The sequence below is a fragment of the Nioella nitratireducens genome (assembly GCF_001879715.1).
Lineage (GTDB): Bacteria > Pseudomonadota > Alphaproteobacteria > Rhodobacterales > Rhodobacteraceae > Nioella > Nioella nitratireducens.
On record NZ_MNBW01000003.1, the window covers coordinates 120,292 to 136,936 of the forward strand.

The window sequence follows — 16,645 nt, forward strand, 5'->3', positions numbered from 1 at the left end:
AAAAGCCCCCGGGGCCGTGGCCAAAGGGGGCTTTCATGCGGCCCGAAGGCCAGTGCCGCAGGCGCAATTATGCGCTGAGCGACTTCCGGCCGCGTGCGCGACGGGCGTTCAGGATCTTGCGGCCTGCTTTGGTCGCCATGCGTGCACGGAAACCGTGGCGGCGCTTACGAACCAGGTTCGACGGCTGGTAGGTGCGTTTCATTTGTCTGTTCCCTTGTCATCAAGGCCGGTTGCGCGACAACTGACTCGCATCGACGGCCGGAGAATCCGTGTGAGGCCCGGGCAATAGGCCGTCATGGGCACCATGTCAACACGGGCAAGGCACTGAATCGGTCTTTCCCGTGACGCGCTGCAAATCCTTGTTTCTTTTTCTCCGATTTTCGCGCCCAAGGCCACCCATTCTGAAACAATGCCGCGCCATTCTGACATATCCGGCGCGAATCCGTCACGCCCGATCAATGGCCCGTGAAGGGGGCTGTTGTCCGCACCCTTGGCACCGCATGTTGCCTGAAAGTATGCAGGGGACATTTGATGATGAGCGAAACCACCCAAGCGATCCGGCCCGCGTGGCGCCGCGTGCTGCCGATCCTCGGGATCGTCGTCGGCGCGGTCATGGGGTGGGTTTTCCTGCGCGATTACCTGAGCTTCGAGACCTTGCGCGATAACCGGGTGGCGCTGTTGGCGTTTCGGGATGGGCACTACCTCGCACTCGTCGCGGCATATATGGCGGTCTACGTTCTGGTCGTGGCCTTCTCGTTGCCCGGCGCGACCATTGCCACGTTGTCGGGCGGCTTTCTGTTCGGCCTGTTTCCCGGTGTGCTGATCGTCGTTGTCTCTGCCACGCTTGGCGCAACCTGTATCTTTCTGGCCGCGCGCATGGGCTTTGGCGACAGGCTGGCCGCGCGCATGAATGCCTCGTCGGGCACGGTCAAGCGACTGAGCGATGCGATCCGCGCGAACGAATTGTCGATGCTGTTCCTGATCCGGCTGGTGCCAGCGGTGCCCTTCTTCGTGGCCAACCTGCTGCCCGCGCTCGTCGGGGTCAGCCTGCCGCGCTACGTTTTCACCACCTTCTTCGGCATCATGCCCGGCACGCTGGTCTTTACATGGGTGGGCGCGGGCCTGGGCGAGGTCTTTGCCCGTGGCGACACGCCCGACCTGTCCATCCTGACCGAGCCGATGGTGCTGGGGCCCATTCTTGCGCTCTGCGCGTTGGCGGGGCTGCCCATTCTCATAAAGGCCCTTCGCGGGCGGAAAGGCAATTGAGCCATGTCTGAGTTAACGACCGATATCTGCGTCATCGGGGCTGGCAGCGGCGGCCTTTCGGTTGCGGCGGGGGCCGTTCAGATGGGCGCGCGGGTGGTTCTTCTGGAAGGGCACAAGATGGGGGGCGATTGCCTCAACTATGGCTGTGTGCCGTCCAAGGCGTTGCTGTCGGCAGGGGCCAAGGCCCACGCGTCGGGGCAAAGCCCGACCGCCGCCGACTATCTGGCGGCCAAGGATCACGTCGCCGCCACCATCGCCTCCATTGAACCCCATGACAGCCAGACGCGGTTCGAAGGGCTCGGCGTTCAGGTCATCAGGGAATTTGGCCGCTTCATCGCGCATGACAAGGTGCAGGCCGGCGACACAGTGATCCGTGCCCGCCGCTTCGTGGTCGCCACCGGCTCGCGCCCCTTCGTGCCGCCGATTCCGGGGCTGAAGGACGTGCCCTACCTGACCAATGAAACCGTCTTCGATCTGCGCGACCGGCCCGATCATCTGATCGTCATCGGCGGTGGTCCCATCGGGTTGGAAATGGCGCAGGCGCATCGGCGGCTAGGCAGCCAGGTCACGGTGGTCGAGGCCGCCAAGGCGCTGGGCCAGGATGATCCCGACGCGGCGGCCCACCTGCTGGACAGGCTGCGGGGGGAAGGCGTCGATATCCGTGAAGGCACCGCCGTCACCGGGGTCTCGGGTAAAGCCGGTGACATCACCGTCGCATTGGGCGAAGGGCAAAGCCTGTCCGGCTCTCACCTGTTGGTCGCCGTGGGGCGCAAGGTCAACACCGATGGGCTGGACCTGCACAGGGCAGGGGTCGAGTCCACGAGGACCGGAGTCAAGGTCGGGACCGATTTGCGCTCGCCCACCAACCGGCGGGTCTATGCCATTGGCGACGCGGCGGGCGGGATGCAGTTCACCCATCTGGCGGGCTATCATGCGGGGGTGATCCTGCGGCCCATGCTGTTCGGCCTGCCCGCCAAGGCGCGCGCCGACCACATCCCGCGCGTGACCTATACCGACCCCGAACTGGCGCAAGTGGGCCTGACCGAGGCCGCGGCACGCAAGGCGCACGGCGATGCCCTTACGGTGATGTCCCAGCCCTACAGTGGCAACGACAGGGCCATCGCGACCGGCCAGACCGGGGGCTTTGCCAAGGTCATGGTGGTCAAGGGCCGTCCCGTTGGGGCGACAATCGTGGGGCCTCAGGCCGGGGAACTGATCCAGGTCTGGGCGCTGGCGCTGGCCAACGGCTTGAAAATGGGCGCAATTGCCGCGATGGTTTCACCCTATCCCACCTTGGGGGAGATTAACAAAAGACTGGCGGGCGCCTATTTTTCCCCCAAACTGTTTGAAAGCCCGTGGGTGAAACGGATCGTGCGGCTGATGCAACGCGTCTGACCCTCGGGTCAACGCAACGGAAGGACTTTTGGCCGCGTGCTCAATTCACTGACAGGCCGTTTGCTGATCTTGACCGTCATCTTCGTGATGCTGGCCGAGGTGATGATCTTCGTGCCTTCGGTCGCGCGGTTCCGAGAGGATTACCTGCTGGCGCGTATCGAACGGGCGCAGATCGCCTCGCTTGCTTTGCTGGCTGACGATTCCATGATGATCGACGACGCGCTGGAACAGGAACTGCTGGACAATGCGGGCGTTCTGAACGTGGCCCTGCGCCGCGATGCGGTCAGCCAGCTTGTGCTGTCGGTTGACCATATTCCCCCGATTGCGGCGCAATATGACACGCGGGACACCTCGGCCTGGGTGCGTATCCGCGACGCGATGCACAGGCTGATCACGCCGGAAAATCAGGTCATCCGCGTCATCGGCACGCCTTCGCGCGATGCGGGGATGCTGATCGACGTGACGCTGTATACCGCCCCCTTGCGGATGGCGATGATCGACTATGGGCTGCGCATCCTGATCCTCTCGGCGGTGATCTCGGTCATCACCGCGGCGCTTCTGTTCGTGGCGGCGCGCCGGGCCATCGTGTTGCCGATGCGCCGTGTGATCGATTCCATGCGGGACTATGCCGAGGCACCGGACGATGCGAACCGGATCATCGAGCCCTCTGCCGGGGTCAGCGAATTGCGCGACGCCGAGGTGACGCTGTGCGAGTTGCAAACTCAATTGACCGCCTCGCTCAAACAACGCGAGCGGCTGGCGCAACTGGGGGAGGCCGTGGCCAAGATCAGCCACGACCTGCGCAATATCCTGACCGTGGCCACGCTGATGGCCGACCGGCTGGAAGGATCGGAAGACCCCGCCGTTCAACGCACCGCCCCCAAGCTGTTGTCCTCGCTCGCTCGGGCGGTGAACCTCTGCGAAGGCACGCTGGCCTTTGGCCGGGCCGAGGAACCGCCCCCGCGTCTGACCCGCGTCGACCTTGCCCCGCTGATCGAGGACGTGGTCGATCAGGAACGGCTGTCCGCGACCGAACCCGAGGTCGAGATTCAATGCGACGTGCCCGCCGGGCTGGAGGCGCGGGCCGATCCCGAACAGCTTTACCGTGTGCTGGGCAACCTGTTGCGCAATGCCCGGCAGGCCATTCAGGCCACCGGCAAGCCGGGCCGCATCACGATCTGCGCCGTCGAAGATACCGAAGGCTGGCGGCTGCGCGTCACCGATACCGGGCCGGGCCTGCCGAAAAAGGCGCTCGACCACCTGTTCCAACCCTTTCAGGGGGGGGCCCGCAAGGGCGGCACCGGGCTGGGTCTGGCCATCGCGGCAGAACTGGTGCGCGGCCATGGCGGGCGGCTGGACTTGCAGAAAACCGGGCCAGAGGGGACCGTCTTTGAAATCCTTTTGCCAAGTCACCAGAAACTTTAATTTCGCTCTTGCACCTCTCCGAGGCTCGCATTAGACACCGCTCTCACGCGCTGGTAGCTCAGTTGGATAGAGTACTTGACTACGAATCAAGGGGTCGGGGGTTCGAATCCTCCCCAGCGCGCCATCACCAAAGGCTCAGCGATTAAACGCTGAGCCTTTTGCGTTTCCGGGCCATTTTTTTGCGGCTGCCTTGCCCCATCGAAAGGCCCTGCTCCCGTTATCTGTAGCCGTCTGCGGCCTCGTCGCCCCGCGCAACCAGATGCGCCTGGTCCCCCTCGCGTGCCGGGCGCTGTCCTGCATTGCCGAATTGACATGAATGATGATTCATGTTTCACATATTGCCATTACGGGAGAACAGGAGGGAGGAACCTGAGATGAGGACGATTTTCGCGGGCCTGGCCACGGTCGCTGCACTGACGGTCGCGGGCTCGGCCCATGCCGACATTCGTATTGCGCATGTCTACGGCCAGACCGGACCGCTCGAAGCCTATGCCGCGCAGTCCCACACCGGGCTGATGCTGGGGCTGGAATACGCCACCAATGGCACGATGGAGATCAACGGCGAGCCGATCGAGGTGCTGGAATTCGACACCCAGCTCGACCCGGCCATCGGGCGCGCGGCCCTCGCAGAGGCCTATGGTGACGCCGATGCGCAGATCGCCGTCGGGCCGGTTTCGTCCGGCGTGGCGCTGGCCATGTTGCCAGTGGCCGAGGAATATGAACGCCTGCTGATCGTGGAGCCCGCCGTGGCTGACTCGATCACCGGGACCAATTGGAACCGCTACATCTTTCGCACCGGGCGCAACTCGTCTCAGGATGCCATTGCCAATGCCGTCGCTCTGGGTGGCGAGGGTGTCGCCGTTGCGACTCTGGCGCAGGACTATGCCTTTGGCCGCGATGGCGTCTCTGCCTTCCGCGAGGCGCTGGCCGATACCGGGGCCGAGCTGGTGCACGAGGAATACGTGCCGACCGACACCACCGACTTCACTGCCGCCGCCGAGCGGATCTTCAACGCCATGCAGGATGTCGAGGCCGAGCGCCGCTTTCTCTTCATCATCTGGGCCGGGGGCGGCAACCCGATGTCCGCCATCAACGCGATGGACCCGGGCCGCTTCGGGGTGGAAATCGCCACCGGCGGCAATATCCTTGCAGCGCTGACGGCCTACCGCGAATTGCCGGGCCTCGAAGGGGCGACCTACTACTACTACGAGATTCCGCAAAACCCGGTGAATGACTGGCTCGTCGAAACCCATTTCGACCGTTTCGGCACCCCGCCCGACTTCTTCACCGCCGGTGGCATGGCGGCAGGCATCGCGGTGGTCGAGGCGATCCGGGCCGCCGGCGGCGCGGATGACACCGAAGCGCTGATCAACGCCATGGAAGGCATGTCGTGGGAAACGCCCAAGGGCACCATGATGTTCCGCCCCGAGGACCATCAGGCCCTGCAATCCATGTATCACTTCGTCACCGAAGTCCGCGACGACGTGGATTACGGTGTGCCCGTCCTTGTCCGCGAACTCGGCATCGAGGACATGGATATCCCGATCCGCAACCAGTGATCCTTTGTTCGGGCGGCGGCCTGGTCCGCCGCCCGTCACAACCTTCGGGAACCTTCAAATGTCTCAGGCACTTCTGGAAACGAACGGTCTGACCGTCCGGTTCGGCGGGCATGTCGCGGTCGATGGCGTGAGCTGTGCCTTCCGCGCCGGTGAGTTGACCGCCATCGTGGGGCCCAACGGGGCCGGAAAGACCACCTATTTCAACCTGATTTCCGGCCAGATCGCCGCCAGCGCAGGCAAAGTCAAGCTGATGGGCGAGGACGTGACCCGCGCTTCGGTCGCCGATCGCTGCCGCCGGGGCCTTGGTCGCGCCTTCCAGTTGACCAACCTGTTTCCCGACCTCTCGGTTCTGGAAAACGTGCGTCTGGTGATCCAGGCCCGTCATCGCAAGGGCTTCAACCTGCTGTCGATGGCCTCTTCGCATTCCGAGATCACGACTGCGGCCCGCGCCATTCTGGAGCGCGTGCATCTTGACCCGCTGGCCGACAAGCCCGTGTCCGAACTCAGCCACGGCAACCAGCGCAAACTGGAAGTGGCAATGCTGATCGCGCTCGACCCCATGGTCTACATGTTCGACGAACCCACGGCGGGGATGAGCGTCGACGAGGCGCCCGTCGTGCTCGACCTGATCGCGGAACTTAAACACGACACCGACCGCACCATCCTGCTGGTGGAACACAAGATGGACGTGATCCGCACGCTGGCCGACCGTATCATCGTGCTGCACAACGGTGCGCTCGCCGCCGATGGCCCGCCCGCCGAGGTGATGGCCTCGGACGTGGTGCAAGAGGCCTACATGGGAAAGGCGCTCGATCATGTCTGATCCGGTTCTCGAACTCTCGGGCCTGCACACCGATATCGCGCAGTATCACATCCTCGAAGGCGTCGATCTCAGCGTGCCACGCGGGCAGGTGACGATGCTGCTTGGCCGCAACGGCGTCGGCAAAACCACGACCCTGCGCACGATCATGGGCCATTGGGCGGCCAAATCCGGCACCATCCGCTATGACGCGCAGGACATCACCGGCTGGCCCACGCCCGCCCGCGCCCGCGCCGGGATCGGTTTCGTGCCCGAGGACATGGGCATCTTCTCGGACCTCACGGTCGAGGAAAACATGGTGCTCGCCGCCGCCTCCGGTCCGCTCGACCCGGCCCGGCTGACCCGCATCTTCGCCGCTTTCCCACCGCTCAAGACCTTCTGGACAGCCGAGGCGGGCAACCTTTCCGGCGGCCAGAAACAGATGCTGTCCATCGCCCGCGCCATGGCGGAAGAGCGCATCCTCTACCTGATCGACGAACCCACCAAGGGCCTCGCCCCCGCCATCGTCTCGACCATGGCGGGCGCTTTGCGCGACCTCAAGGCGCAAGGTGCGTCGATCCTGCTGGTGGAACAGAATTTCGCCGTCGCCAAGGCGCTTGGCGATCACGCCGCCGTCATGGAAGGCGGTCGCATCGTATGGACCGGCCCCATGGCCGAACTGGCCGCCGACACCGCCCTTCAGGAACGCCTGATGGGCCTGAACATGGAGGTGCAGGGATGACCGCCGCCCCCGACCACGCCCCCACCATGACCCGCGCTTCGCTGTTCCACCGCTTGGGACAGGCCGCGCCGGTCCTGCTGGTGCCGATCCTGATCCTCGCGGGCTTCCTCGCCATCGGCGCGCCGTCCTCTTGGCTGACGCTCACCGTGTCTGGCCTTGCCATGGGCATGATGATCTTCGTCATGGCCTCGGGCCTGACCCTCGTCTTCGGGCTGATGGACGTGATCAATTTCGGCCACGGGGCCTTCATCTCGCTCGGGGCCTTCGTGGGCATCTCGGTCCTGCTGGCGCTCTCTGGCTGGACCGAGGCGCCCTCGCTGGTCCTCAACCTCGCCGCGATCCTTCTGGCCATCGCCGCCGCCATGGTCCTGACCGGGGCCGTCGGCTGGGGGTTCGAGCGTGTCATTGTCCGCCCGGTCTACGGCGCGCATCTGAAACAGATCCTCGTCACCGTGGGTGGCCTGATCGTGGTCGAACAACTGATCCACGTGATCTGGGGCCCGGACGAGATCTTCCTCAACCGACCCGAGACCCTGCAAGGCGCGATCACCTTCGCCGGGGCCGCGCTGGAGAAATACCGCATCCTCGCGGTCGCCCTTGGCCTCGCCATCTTCCTCGCCATGCGTCTTGTCCTGCGCCGCACGAAGATCGGCCTGATCGTGCGGGCGGGGGTGCAGAACGGCCAGATGGTCGAAAGCCTCGGCTACCGCCTGCGCCTCGTCTTCATCGGCGTCTTCGTCGCGGGGTCTGCCCTGGCTGGTCTCGGTGGGGTGATGTGGGGCCTCTACCAAGGCGTCATCACCGCGGGCATGGGCGAACGTATGATGATCCTCGTCTTCATCGTGGTGATCATCGGCGGGCTCGGTTCGGTCGAGGGGGCCTTTATCGGCGCGCTCCTCGTCGGGCTGATGCAGAACTACATCGCCTTCCTTGAACCCAAGCTCGCCCTCGTTTCCAATATCGGCCTGATGACCGCCATCCTGATGTGGCGGCCGCAGGGCATGATGCCAGTCGTGAAGGCCAAGTGATCCCATGCTCGTGACCCTCCTCTCTGGCGACAAGCCACGCTCTGCCATCCTGACCGTGCTGCTGCTTGGCGTGCTGATCTGCCTCGCCGGGGCGCCGTTCCTGTTCCCCGGCGTCCGGTCGCTGGAAACGGCGGCGACGATCTGCATCTTCATCCTGCTGGTCGCGTCCTATGACCTGCTTTTGGGCTATACCGGCATTGTCAGCTTCGCCCACACCATGTTCTTCGGCCTCGGGGCCTACGGCGTGGCGCTGTCGGCCACGCATCTGGGCCGGGGCTGGGGGGCGCTGGTGGTGGGCAGCCTGTCGGGCGCAATCGCCGCAGCCCTGCTGGCCCTCGTCATCGGTCTCTTCTCGTTGCGGGTGCGGGCAATCTTCTTTGCCATGATCACGCTCGCCGTCGCCTCTGCTGTCGCGGTGTTGGTCAGCCAGCTTTTCAACATCACCGGCGGCGAAGACGGCCTGACCTACCGCATCCCGCGCGAACTGACCCCTGCCTTCCGAATGGGCGAACTTTTCGGGGTGCGCCTCAATGGCCGAATCCTGAACTACTACCTCGTGTTCATTTGCTGCTTCCTGCTCTTCCTGTTCTTGCTGCGGGTCGTAAACTCCCCGTTCGGGCGCGTTCTGCAGGCGATCCGCGAAAACGATTTCCGGGCCGAGGCCATCGGCTATCGCGTGGTCTGGTATCGCACCGCCGCGACCTGCCTGTCCGCTGCCATCGCCGCCCTTGCGGGCAGCCTCTACGCAATCTGGCTGCGCTATGTCGGGCCGGACACCACGCTGAGCTTCGAGATCATGCTCGATATCCTGCTGATGGTCGTGATCGGCGGCATGGGCACCATGTATGGCGCGGTTTTGGGCGCGGTGATCTTCGTGCTGGCGCAGAACTATCTTCAGGCCTTGATGGGCGTCGCCGCCAGCGCCACCGAAGGGGTGCCGATCCTGCCGCTCTTCCTCGACCCCAACCGTTGGCTGCTGTGGCTCGGCCTGTTGTTCATCCTCAGCGTCTATTTCTTCCCAACGGGCATTGTCGGACGGCTGAGAGCCGGACGCTGAGCTTGGACCGGACGATCATCCTCCTGCATGGCTGGACCATGCGTGGCGCCGTCTTCGAGCCGCTGATCCGCCACCTGCCGCGCGGGCTGCACGCCCTTGCGCCCGACCTGCCGGGCCATGGCGACACGCCCCCCGCCTGGCCGATGCTGGACGCCGCCGCGCGGGCCGTGCACGCCTTGGTGCAGGCCAATCCGGGGGCCATCGTCGTCGGCTGGTCGATGGGGGCAGCCGTGGCGTGGCGCATGATCCAGCAGCAGGGCACCGCCGGGCTTGGCGGCCTCGTCACCGTCGATATGTCGCCCCTCATCGTGAATGGCCCGGACTGGCCCCATGGCCTGCGCGGCCAGACCGCCGCGGATATTGCCCGCACCACGGCGCGGATGCAGGCCGACTGGCCCGGCACCGCCGACGCCATCACCGCCACAATGTTCGGTCCCCGCGACGGGCTTGACCCGGTGTTGCGCCGCCGGACGCGTGCGCAGGTGTTGTCGAATGACCCAGAGGTCATGCGCCGCTGTTGGTCGGAACTGACCGGCATGGACCTGCGCGGCGTCATCCCCCGCATCGACATTCCCTATCTGGTCACGCGCGGGGCCCGCAGCCGGGTCTATCCCGGCTCGGTCTCGGGCTGGCTCGCCGCGACCGCCCCCGATGTGAGGGTCCGCATCTTTTGCAACTCGGGCCATTCTCCGCCGCTGGAAGAGCCGCAAGAGATGGCCTCCGCCATGGCGAAATTTGCGAAGAGCCTGTGACCGGGCGTAGCCGTTGACCGGGTGCGCGCCTCTCGGTAGGCGACGTTTGGTCTGCACGGGTGGTGTACGGGGGGTGTACAGGGGGTGTACGGGCGGCGACGGTCGAAAACAGGGTTAATTGGCCCCCGCCACGTCCTTCGCCTTGACCAGAGACCGTCCCTCGCAGACCACTTTGCCGTCCGCCAGAACACAGGTGGCCCGCAGGTCCACAAGGTGCTTTTCCGGCCGCAACCGGGTGATCTCGACCCGCGCCGTCAGGGGCTGGCCGAGCGGGGCAGGGGCAAGGAAATTCAGCTCTTGTTTCAAATAGTTGGTTCCCGGCCCCGGCAGTTTCACACCCAGCAGATACGAGAACAAAGCCGCGATCAGCGGCTCTGGCACAGTGTCTTGCGCCGCCGCGCCAGACAGGCCCGCGAACGCCTCCAGATCCAGTGCCGTATAGGTCCGCGACAGCTCTGCTGATTGCCCCAGATCCATCACGCCACCTCCGCTTCGCCCACAAACACCTGCCCCCCATCCCCCCGCACCGCCACCATGGCAATCGTCCCCGGCATCTCGCCGGTGATCCGCAGGGTGATTTTTTCGTTTGTAAAGCAGGGGTTTGGGAACATCATCTCTTGTCGAATCTGCCGCGTTTCCGGGCGAGTTTTCATCACAAGACCCCAGAGTTTCGAGTAGATCAGCATGCCGTGGCTGACTGTTCGGCCAAAGCCTGTGCTGGCGGAAAAGGCCGGGTCCACATGGATCGGGTTGTCGTCCCCTGAAACGGCGGCAAAGGCATCGAATTCGTCCTGCGTTGGCGTCCAATCTGCGGTGATCTCAGGCATCGGCCAGCATCTCCTTCAACTCGGGTTTGCGCACCTTTCCAGCGGCGGTGCGCGGGAAGTCGTCCACCACCCGGAACAGCGCCGGAACCTTGTATCCAGCCAACCGCTCTCGGCACCATGGGCGCAGGCCATCCATGTCCAGCGTCTCGCCCGGACGCAGGATCACGAAGGCCGCGCCGGTCTCGCCCCATTTCGCATCGGGCACCCCCACGACGGCGGCTTCCAGAATGGCCGGGTGGGTGTGCAGAATCCGTTCCACTTCAGCGGGATAGACGTTCTCGCCGCCTGAGATGAACATGTCCTTGATCCGGTCCACGACAAAGAGATACCCGTCCCCATCGCGCCGCCCGACATCGCCGGTTTTCAGCCAGCCGTCTTCGGTAAAGGTCGCGCGGGTAGCGGTGTCATTGCCGAAATATCCGGGGGTTACGTTGGGGCCGAGAAACTGGATTTCACCGGTCCCCGCGCTGCGCCCCTCTACCCCCGCAAGGCGGATTTCATTCATGATCTGTGGCTTGCCGACCGAGCCGATCTTGGCCTCTGCCCCGCCTGCATCCATCAATGTGCCCATTGGGCCGGTCTCGGTCATTCCGTAGCCGTTCAGAACTTTGCAACCTTTGTCTGCGAAGAAGTGAATCAGCGGCTCCGACAAGGGTGCCCCGCCGCAGCCGCATCGGATTGTGCGCCAATCCACGTCTCTGACCGACTCTGACAAGCTGAAGGATTGATAGATTGCAGGCACACCGAAGAACTGGCTCACCGCCCCGTCCCGACACAGCCGCAACAGGGCTTCGGGATCGACCTTGGGCAACACGGTCGAGGCCCCCCCTGCGAGGAACAGGGGAAGGGTATAAAGGTTAATGCCCGCCGTGTGAAAGAGCGGCAGGAAATTGACTGACCGGTCGGCATCGGTCATCGCCACTGAATGATGCACGCTGACCGCATTGGCCCAAGCCATCCGCGCGGTCTGGATCACCGCCTTGGGCTGTCCCGTCGTGCCCGAGGTAAAGAGCAGATACCAAGGCCGGTCTGCTGGAACAGCCCCGGATGGGGCCAGCGGGGTCAACCCTTGCCACGCGCGCACGTCCTGATCGAAGGAGTAACAGGTGGCGTCGGCCCCGGCCGCCACTTCCGCCGCAAGCGGGGCGAAGGTGGCATCGTGCAAGATCGCGTGAATGCCCACTGGCGCAATGGTGCCCAGCAATTCCGGCGCGGGCTGGCGCCAGTTGAGCGGGCACAGGATGATCCCGGTCTTCTGGCAGGCAAACAGCGTCAGGAAAAACTCTACCGTGTTGTGGCACAGGATCGCCAGCCGATCACCTGCGCCAAGGCCTGCGGCCATCAGCCCCGCCGCAATGCCCCCCGCCGCGCGGTCGACCTCGGCGAAACTCCAGTCCCGCTCGGCCCGAAAGGCAAGCGCGTCAGGGGAAAGCTCGGCCCGTTTCGCGGCCATGTCGGGGATCGCGTCAAACATGCGCAGGCTCCTTGAGGCGTGCGAGGAAGGCGGCCATGCCTTCCAATGTCTCGGGCTTGTCGATGCGGTCGAGGAACGCGTCGGTTTCGCGGTCAAGGCGGGCGCGCAGCGCGGCCTTTCGGGGGGCGTCCCAGATCAGCGCCTTGGAGGCCAGCCGCGCCTCGATCCGGCCTTGGTCACACTGCTGCGTCACGGTGTCTTCCGGGGCGCTGCTACAGGTGTCTGCAAGGCGGAACGCCACCAGATCCGGCCCGGTCAGGCGGCGATCCTGCATCAGCCAATGGGCGGCGGCACCTGCGCCGATCCGCTCGGGCAGCAGGGCTGTCCAACCACCATCGGGCGCAAAGCCGACGGCTCCATAATAGGGTTGCACGAAACAATTGGGGCTGACCGCCGCGATATCGGCCGCGAAAAGCAGCCCCGCCGCCCCCCCGGTGACAGCCCCTCGCGCGGCAACGCCGACAAGGCAGGGCAGCGATACGAGACGATAGACGAAGTCTTGCAACACCGGCACAAGGCTTTGGGCATAGGCGCGGCCCTCGCCCCGCACGGCGGCTTGGTGGAACGCGGCCACATCGCCCCCGGTCGAAAAGGCCCGCCCGCCACAGATCAGAACTGCCTCCGCGCCGCTGTCCTCGGCCTGGTCTAGCGCCCCGGACAGCGCCTGCAACAGGTCCGGAGTTAACGCGTTGGACCGGGGCGCGGCCATGGTCAGTCGCGCCACCAGATGCCCGCTTTGTCGGCGGTCGAACGTCATATCGACAGTCATTCCCGCGGCCCCATGCCATCGCGGATCAGGTCGAAGGCGCTGTCGACAACAAGGTCGAGGTCCGGCTTTTCCTCCCACAGCACGAACCGGTCGCCAAGCGTCTTGGCAATGCCCATCAGCGCCCAGGCCCGGACCTCGGGGTCGCCCTCGGTGATCTCTCCGTCCGCCGCCGCCGCGCGCAGCCGGTCGGCATAGGCATCGGCAAAGCCGGTGAAATAGGCGCGGTAGGCATCAGGATCGACGAACCGGGCCTCTTCGACGATGCGATAAAGCGATGGCCGGTCGCCGACGAAGCTGAGAAAGGCGCGCAGACCGGCCTTTTCCGCCTGCAACCGGTCCGAAACCCCGGCGATGGCCTTGGTGACCGTCGTGCGGGTGACATGGCCCATTTCCAGAACCAGTTGGCGGAACACGTCTTCTTTGGTTGGGAAATAGATGTAGAACGTGCCGAGCGCGGTGCCCGCTTCGCGCGTTATGTCGGCGATGGATGCGGCGGAAAAACCCTTCTCTCCGATGACTTTTTCGGCCGCTTTCAGCAGCGTCGCACGGCGTTCAACGCCGCGTTTTGTTCTGGGGACTGTTACATTTGCCATGCAATTATGAATACTGATTCATGTTTCAATTTCAAGAGATTTCCTCGCTGCACCTGCGAGCATCACATACGGGGTGCTCGTGGGGCAGGCGTTGCCGAAACCGGGGTCCGGCCTGTGCAAGTCCGGCCCCTTGGCTGGCGACGACCGGGTGTTGGGTCGGCTGTCTCAAGGGGTGAAAATTTCGATTTCTTTTCGTCCGTGTCCTCAGCTAGGGTCCGGGCTGACTCGACGGCATGGGGGGCAGTCTTGCCGCCGCCGCCAGTCTGACCCGACCAACGCGCAGGCCCCTGACCAGACCCCGATGGGTCAGGCCGCGCCCGACTTTGGAGACGCCCGATGACCAGCCGCGGCTATGCGACCCGCCCGACCCGATCCTCTTATGACGTGGTCATCATTGGCGGCGCGATCATGGGATCGGCGACCGCGTGGTATCTGACGGAAAACCCCGATTTCGACGGCTCCGTCTTGGTGGTCGAGCGCGACCCAAGCTATGAAACCGCGTCGACCTCGCTGTCGTTTTCTTGCATCCGGATGCAGTTCTCGACCGAGCTCAATATCCGCATTTCCCAATACGCAGCCACCTTCATGAAGAACCTGCGTGCCCATATGGGCGGGGATGAGCGGGTGCCGAATGTCGAGATCCAGAATTACGGCTACCTGTATCTGGCCGACAATGACCGCCACGCGGACACGCTGCGCGCCAACCGGAACGTGCAGGTCGCGGCAGGGGCGGAAACGCGGTTGCTGACCGCCGATCAGATTGCCGCCGAATACCCGTTCTACATGCTCGACGATATCGTTCTGGGCAGCCTCAACACCAAGGACGAAGGCTATTGGGACGGCGGGACCGTCTTTGAATGGTGGCGCCGTTCGGCGCGCACGCGGGGGGTGGAATACGTTGCTGGCGAGGTGGTGGAGATGACCCGCAACGCAACCGGCAGCCGGGTGGAGACGGTGATTCTGGCCTCGGGCGAGGTCATTGCCTGTGGTCAGGTGGTGAACGCATCCGGCCCGCGTGCGGCGCGCACGGCCCGGATGGCGGGCATAAGCCTGCCGGTCGAGCCGCGAAAACGCTATAACTGGGTGTTCAAGGCCGAGCGTCCGCTGGATCGTGAGCTGCCCCTGACGGTTGATCCCTCGGGCGTCTATTTCCGGCAGGACGGGCCCGAGACCTACCTTGCCGGCAGTCGGGGCGTTGTCGATACCGCGGCCGATCCGAACGATTTCAACATGGACCACAGCCTGTGGGAAAACGAGGTCTGGCCTGTCATCGCCACGCGCATTCCGCAGTTCGAGGCGATCAAGGTCGTGACCGAGTGGTGCGGGCATTACGCCTATAACACGCTGGATCAGAACGCGGTGCTGGGGCCGCATCCCGAAGTGGAGAATTTCATCTTCCTCAACGGGTTTTCCGGCCACGGGCTGCAACAATCCCCCGCCATGGGGCGTGGCACGGCAGAATGGCTGACCTATGGCGCATACCGCACCCTCGACCTGTCATCCTTCGGCTATGGGCGCGTCGCCAGGGGCGAGGGTATTGTCGAGCAGGCCGTGATCTGACGCCGCGCTGATTTCGGGTGCCAGCCCCTTTGCCCCACCCGCGATCCGGGGCCTTGCCAGTCCGCACCGTTCGCGGTCAGAAATCGACCGTCACGCCCGGCAGGTTCAGCGTTTTCAGCAGGTCGCGCACCTCTTGCCGGGCGGCGATGTTCGACAGGTTCAGCCGGTCCACCCCCAGATCGCGCAAGTCCAAAAGGGTCATGCCGAGGGGAAAGAGTTCGCGGAAAATAACGCGTTCGGTCATGCCCGGCGCCACGCGAAAGCCGATCCGGCGTGACAGGTTTGTCAGCGCTTCGCCCACCTTGCGCTTGTTGTGCATTTGCTGCGCCCCAAGGCGGTTGCGCAGGACCACCCAGTCAATCGGCTTCAGCCCGGCCTTGGCGCGCAGTTGGCGCGAATGCCAGACCATCTCGGAGTAGACGGACGGCCCCTTGATTTCATAGTTGTCGGGGTCGATCCGCGCGAGTAGGTCGAAATCGACGAAACTGTCATTCATCGGCGTGATCAGCGTATCGGCCAGCGAATGCGCCACCTGGCTGAGCCGGGTGTGAGAGCCGGGGCAGTCGATCACGATGAAATCGCAACGCGGGTCGAGATCGGCCACCGCCAAGGAAAGCTTGCGGTCGTAGATGTTCTCGTCCGGCTCCAGCGTCGCGCGGTCCACATCAGGCAGGTCGATCAGGAACGGCGAGGGCATGTCGAGGTCGCGGGCCGCGATCGTGCTTTGCCGGTTTTCGAGGTATCGGCCAAAAGTGCGCTGGCGCAGGTCGAGATCGAGCGCCCCCACACGGTGCCCCATGCGCGCAACGGCTGTTGCCACATGCATGGCGGTGGTCGATTTTCCCGACCCGCCCTTTTCGTTTCCGAAAACGATGATATGCGCCACTGACGTCCCCTTCGTGGTCTTCTTGGTCTGCCCTCATTTCGTGGGGCATATTTATTGAGACGCAATATACGGGACGGGCGCGGCCCTGTTAAGCGCCAAACGCGGCGGCAAGGCCGGATCATTTCAGTTTGAACAGAATATCTTCGGGGTCTGGTAACCTGCCGAGCGTAATCTCGGGCCATCGAAGCAGAGGGAAAGGGCGTGGGTGATGGCCGACGAACGTCTGTTGCGCCAGTTGAAGGGGTTGAAAACGCCCCCCGGCTATGACGGAGAGACCGAGCGCATGGCGCAGGCGATGCGGCTGGATCTGCGCATGGCAGTGGAACAGGGGGATATCAGCTTGTCCGGCGTGCACCACATGGTCAGCCGTTGCAGCGCCTGCGGCGACAAGACCGGGTGCCATCGCTGGCTGGCCACCCGCAGCGGCGTGGCCCCGGCCCCCTATGACCACTGCGTCAACGCCAAGTTTCTGGCCGCCTTGCGGGACAAGGGAACGTCGCGGCGGCGCTGACC

At 64.5% G+C, this 16,645-nt stretch carries 18 protein-coding genes and 1 tRNA gene; 12 read left to right on the forward strand and 7 right to left on the reverse strand.

Annotated elements, in window-relative coordinates:
* Window positions 1-67 precede the first annotated feature (67 nt).
* On the reverse strand, window positions 68-202 hold the full coding sequence (rpmH, locus tag BKY27_RS03550; protein WP_005980833.1) for a 50S ribosomal protein L34: 135 nt from the start codon (window positions 200-202) through the stop codon (window positions 68-70).
* Between the two features lie 332 nt (window positions 203-534).
* Here rpmH and BKY27_RS03555 point away from each other — a divergent pair, with 332 nt between their 5' ends.
* The 10 genes from BKY27_RS03555 (at window position 535) to BKY27_RS03600 (ending at window position 10,023) form a co-directional block, all read left to right on the forward strand.
* Window positions 535-1,266 (forward strand): TVP38/TMEM64 family protein, encoded by a 732-nt coding sequence (locus tag BKY27_RS03555; RefSeq protein ID WP_071673199.1) that lies wholly within the window; start codon window positions 535-537, stop codon window positions 1,264-1,266.
* Between the two features lie 3 nt (window positions 1,267-1,269).
* Window positions 1,270-2,661 carry a dihydrolipoyl dehydrogenase family protein gene (locus tag BKY27_RS03560; protein WP_071673071.1) on the forward strand — a complete coding sequence of 464 codons (1,392 nt, stop codon included), beginning with the start codon at window positions 1,270-1,272 and terminating at the stop codon, window positions 2,659-2,661.
* A gap of 36 nt (window positions 2,662-2,697) precedes the next feature.
* Window positions 2,698-4,086, forward strand: coding sequence for a sensor histidine kinase (locus BKY27_RS03565; protein ID WP_071673072.1), 1,389 nt, complete (start codon window positions 2,698-2,700; stop codon window positions 4,084-4,086).
* 47 nt (window positions 4,087-4,133) lie between these two features.
* Window positions 4,134-4,210, forward strand: a tRNA-Arg gene (locus BKY27_RS03570).
* Between the two features lie 250 nt (window positions 4,211-4,460).
* Window positions 4,461-5,645 (forward strand): substrate-binding domain-containing protein, encoded by a 1,185-nt coding sequence (locus BKY27_RS03575; protein ID WP_071673073.1) that lies wholly within the window; start codon window positions 4,461-4,463, stop codon window positions 5,643-5,645.
* 58 nt (window positions 5,646-5,703) lie between these two features.
* Window positions 5,704-6,468: an ABC transporter ATP-binding protein gene (locus tag BKY27_RS03580; RefSeq protein ID WP_071673074.1), complete on the forward strand. Its 765-nt coding sequence runs from the start codon at window positions 5,704-5,706 to the stop codon at window positions 6,466-6,468.
* Entirely contained in the window at window positions 6,461-7,186 is a 726-nt protein-coding gene (locus BKY27_RS03585; RefSeq protein WP_071673075.1) for an ABC transporter ATP-binding protein, read from the forward strand. The genes BKY27_RS03580 and BKY27_RS03585 overlap by 8 nt, the downstream gene beginning before the upstream one ends.
* Complete coding sequence (locus tag BKY27_RS03590; protein ID WP_071673076.1) at window positions 7,183-8,214, forward strand: branched-chain amino acid ABC transporter permease; 1,032 nt, start codon at window positions 7,183-7,185, stop codon at window positions 8,212-8,214. Before BKY27_RS03585 ends, BKY27_RS03590 begins: the two co-directional genes overlap by 4 nt.
* Window positions 8,215-8,218: 4 nt before the next feature.
* A complete protein-coding gene (locus tag BKY27_RS03595) occupies window positions 8,219-9,271 on the forward strand; it encodes a branched-chain amino acid ABC transporter permease (protein ID WP_071673077.1) in 1,053 nt (350 codons plus the stop codon).
* A gap of 2 nt (window positions 9,272-9,273) precedes the next feature.
* The gene (locus tag BKY27_RS03600) at window positions 9,274-10,023 is read left to right on the forward strand and encodes an alpha/beta fold hydrolase (protein ID WP_084667839.1); all 750 of its coding nucleotides are present in this window, start codon (window positions 9,274-9,276) and stop codon (window positions 10,021-10,023) included.
* A 114-nt stretch (window positions 10,024-10,137) separates the two neighbouring features.
* On the opposite strand, the gene BKY27_RS03605 is transcribed toward BKY27_RS03600, so the two are convergent.
* The 5 genes from BKY27_RS03605 to BKY27_RS03625 are packed head-to-tail and all read right to left on the reverse strand — an operon-like array spanning window position 10,138 to window position 13,686.
* Entirely contained in the window at window positions 10,138-10,500 is a 363-nt protein-coding gene (locus BKY27_RS03605) for a hotdog family protein (protein ID WP_071673078.1), read from the reverse strand.
* Window positions 10,500-10,850, reverse strand: coding sequence for a MaoC family dehydratase (locus BKY27_RS03610; protein WP_071673079.1), 351 nt, complete (start codon window positions 10,848-10,850; stop codon window positions 10,500-10,502). The genes BKY27_RS03605 and BKY27_RS03610 overlap by 1 nt, the downstream gene beginning before the upstream one ends.
* Window positions 10,843-12,324, reverse strand: a complete 1,482-nt coding sequence (locus BKY27_RS03615; protein ID WP_071673080.1) for a class I adenylate-forming enzyme family protein — start codon at window positions 12,322-12,324, stop codon at window positions 10,843-10,845. The genes BKY27_RS03610 and BKY27_RS03615 overlap by 8 nt, the downstream gene beginning before the upstream one ends.
* Window positions 12,317-13,093, reverse strand: a complete 777-nt coding sequence (locus tag BKY27_RS03620; RefSeq protein ID WP_084667841.1) for an enoyl-CoA hydratase/isomerase family protein — start codon at window positions 13,091-13,093, stop codon at window positions 12,317-12,319. Before BKY27_RS03620 ends, BKY27_RS03615 begins: the two co-directional genes overlap by 8 nt.
* Complete coding sequence (locus BKY27_RS03625; RefSeq protein ID WP_071673082.1) at window positions 13,090-13,686, reverse strand: TetR/AcrR family transcriptional regulator; 597 nt, start codon at window positions 13,684-13,686, stop codon at window positions 13,090-13,092. The genes BKY27_RS03620 and BKY27_RS03625 overlap by 4 nt, the downstream gene beginning before the upstream one ends.
* A 336-nt stretch (window positions 13,687-14,022) precedes the next feature.
* Between BKY27_RS03625 and BKY27_RS03630 the strand changes: the two genes are divergently transcribed.
* Complete coding sequence (locus BKY27_RS03630) at window positions 14,023-15,246, forward strand: NAD(P)/FAD-dependent oxidoreductase (RefSeq protein WP_071673083.1); 1,224 nt, start codon at window positions 14,023-14,025, stop codon at window positions 15,244-15,246.
* A 76-nt stretch (window positions 15,247-15,322) separates the two neighbouring features.
* Here the strand turns inward: BKY27_RS03630 and BKY27_RS03635 are convergent, their stop codons facing one another.
* Window positions 15,323-16,132: a division plane positioning ATPase MipZ gene (locus tag BKY27_RS03635; RefSeq protein ID WP_071673084.1), complete on the reverse strand. Its 810-nt coding sequence runs from the start codon at window positions 16,130-16,132 to the stop codon at window positions 15,323-15,325.
* A 208-nt stretch (window positions 16,133-16,340) separates the two neighbouring features.
* Here BKY27_RS03635 and BKY27_RS03640 point away from each other — a divergent pair, with 208 nt between their 5' ends.
* The gene (locus tag BKY27_RS03640; RefSeq protein ID WP_071673085.1) at window positions 16,341-16,643 is read left to right on the forward strand and encodes a DUF6455 family protein; all 303 of its coding nucleotides are present in this window, start codon (window positions 16,341-16,343) and stop codon (window positions 16,641-16,643) included.
* Window positions 16,644-16,645 lie beyond the last annotated feature (2 nt).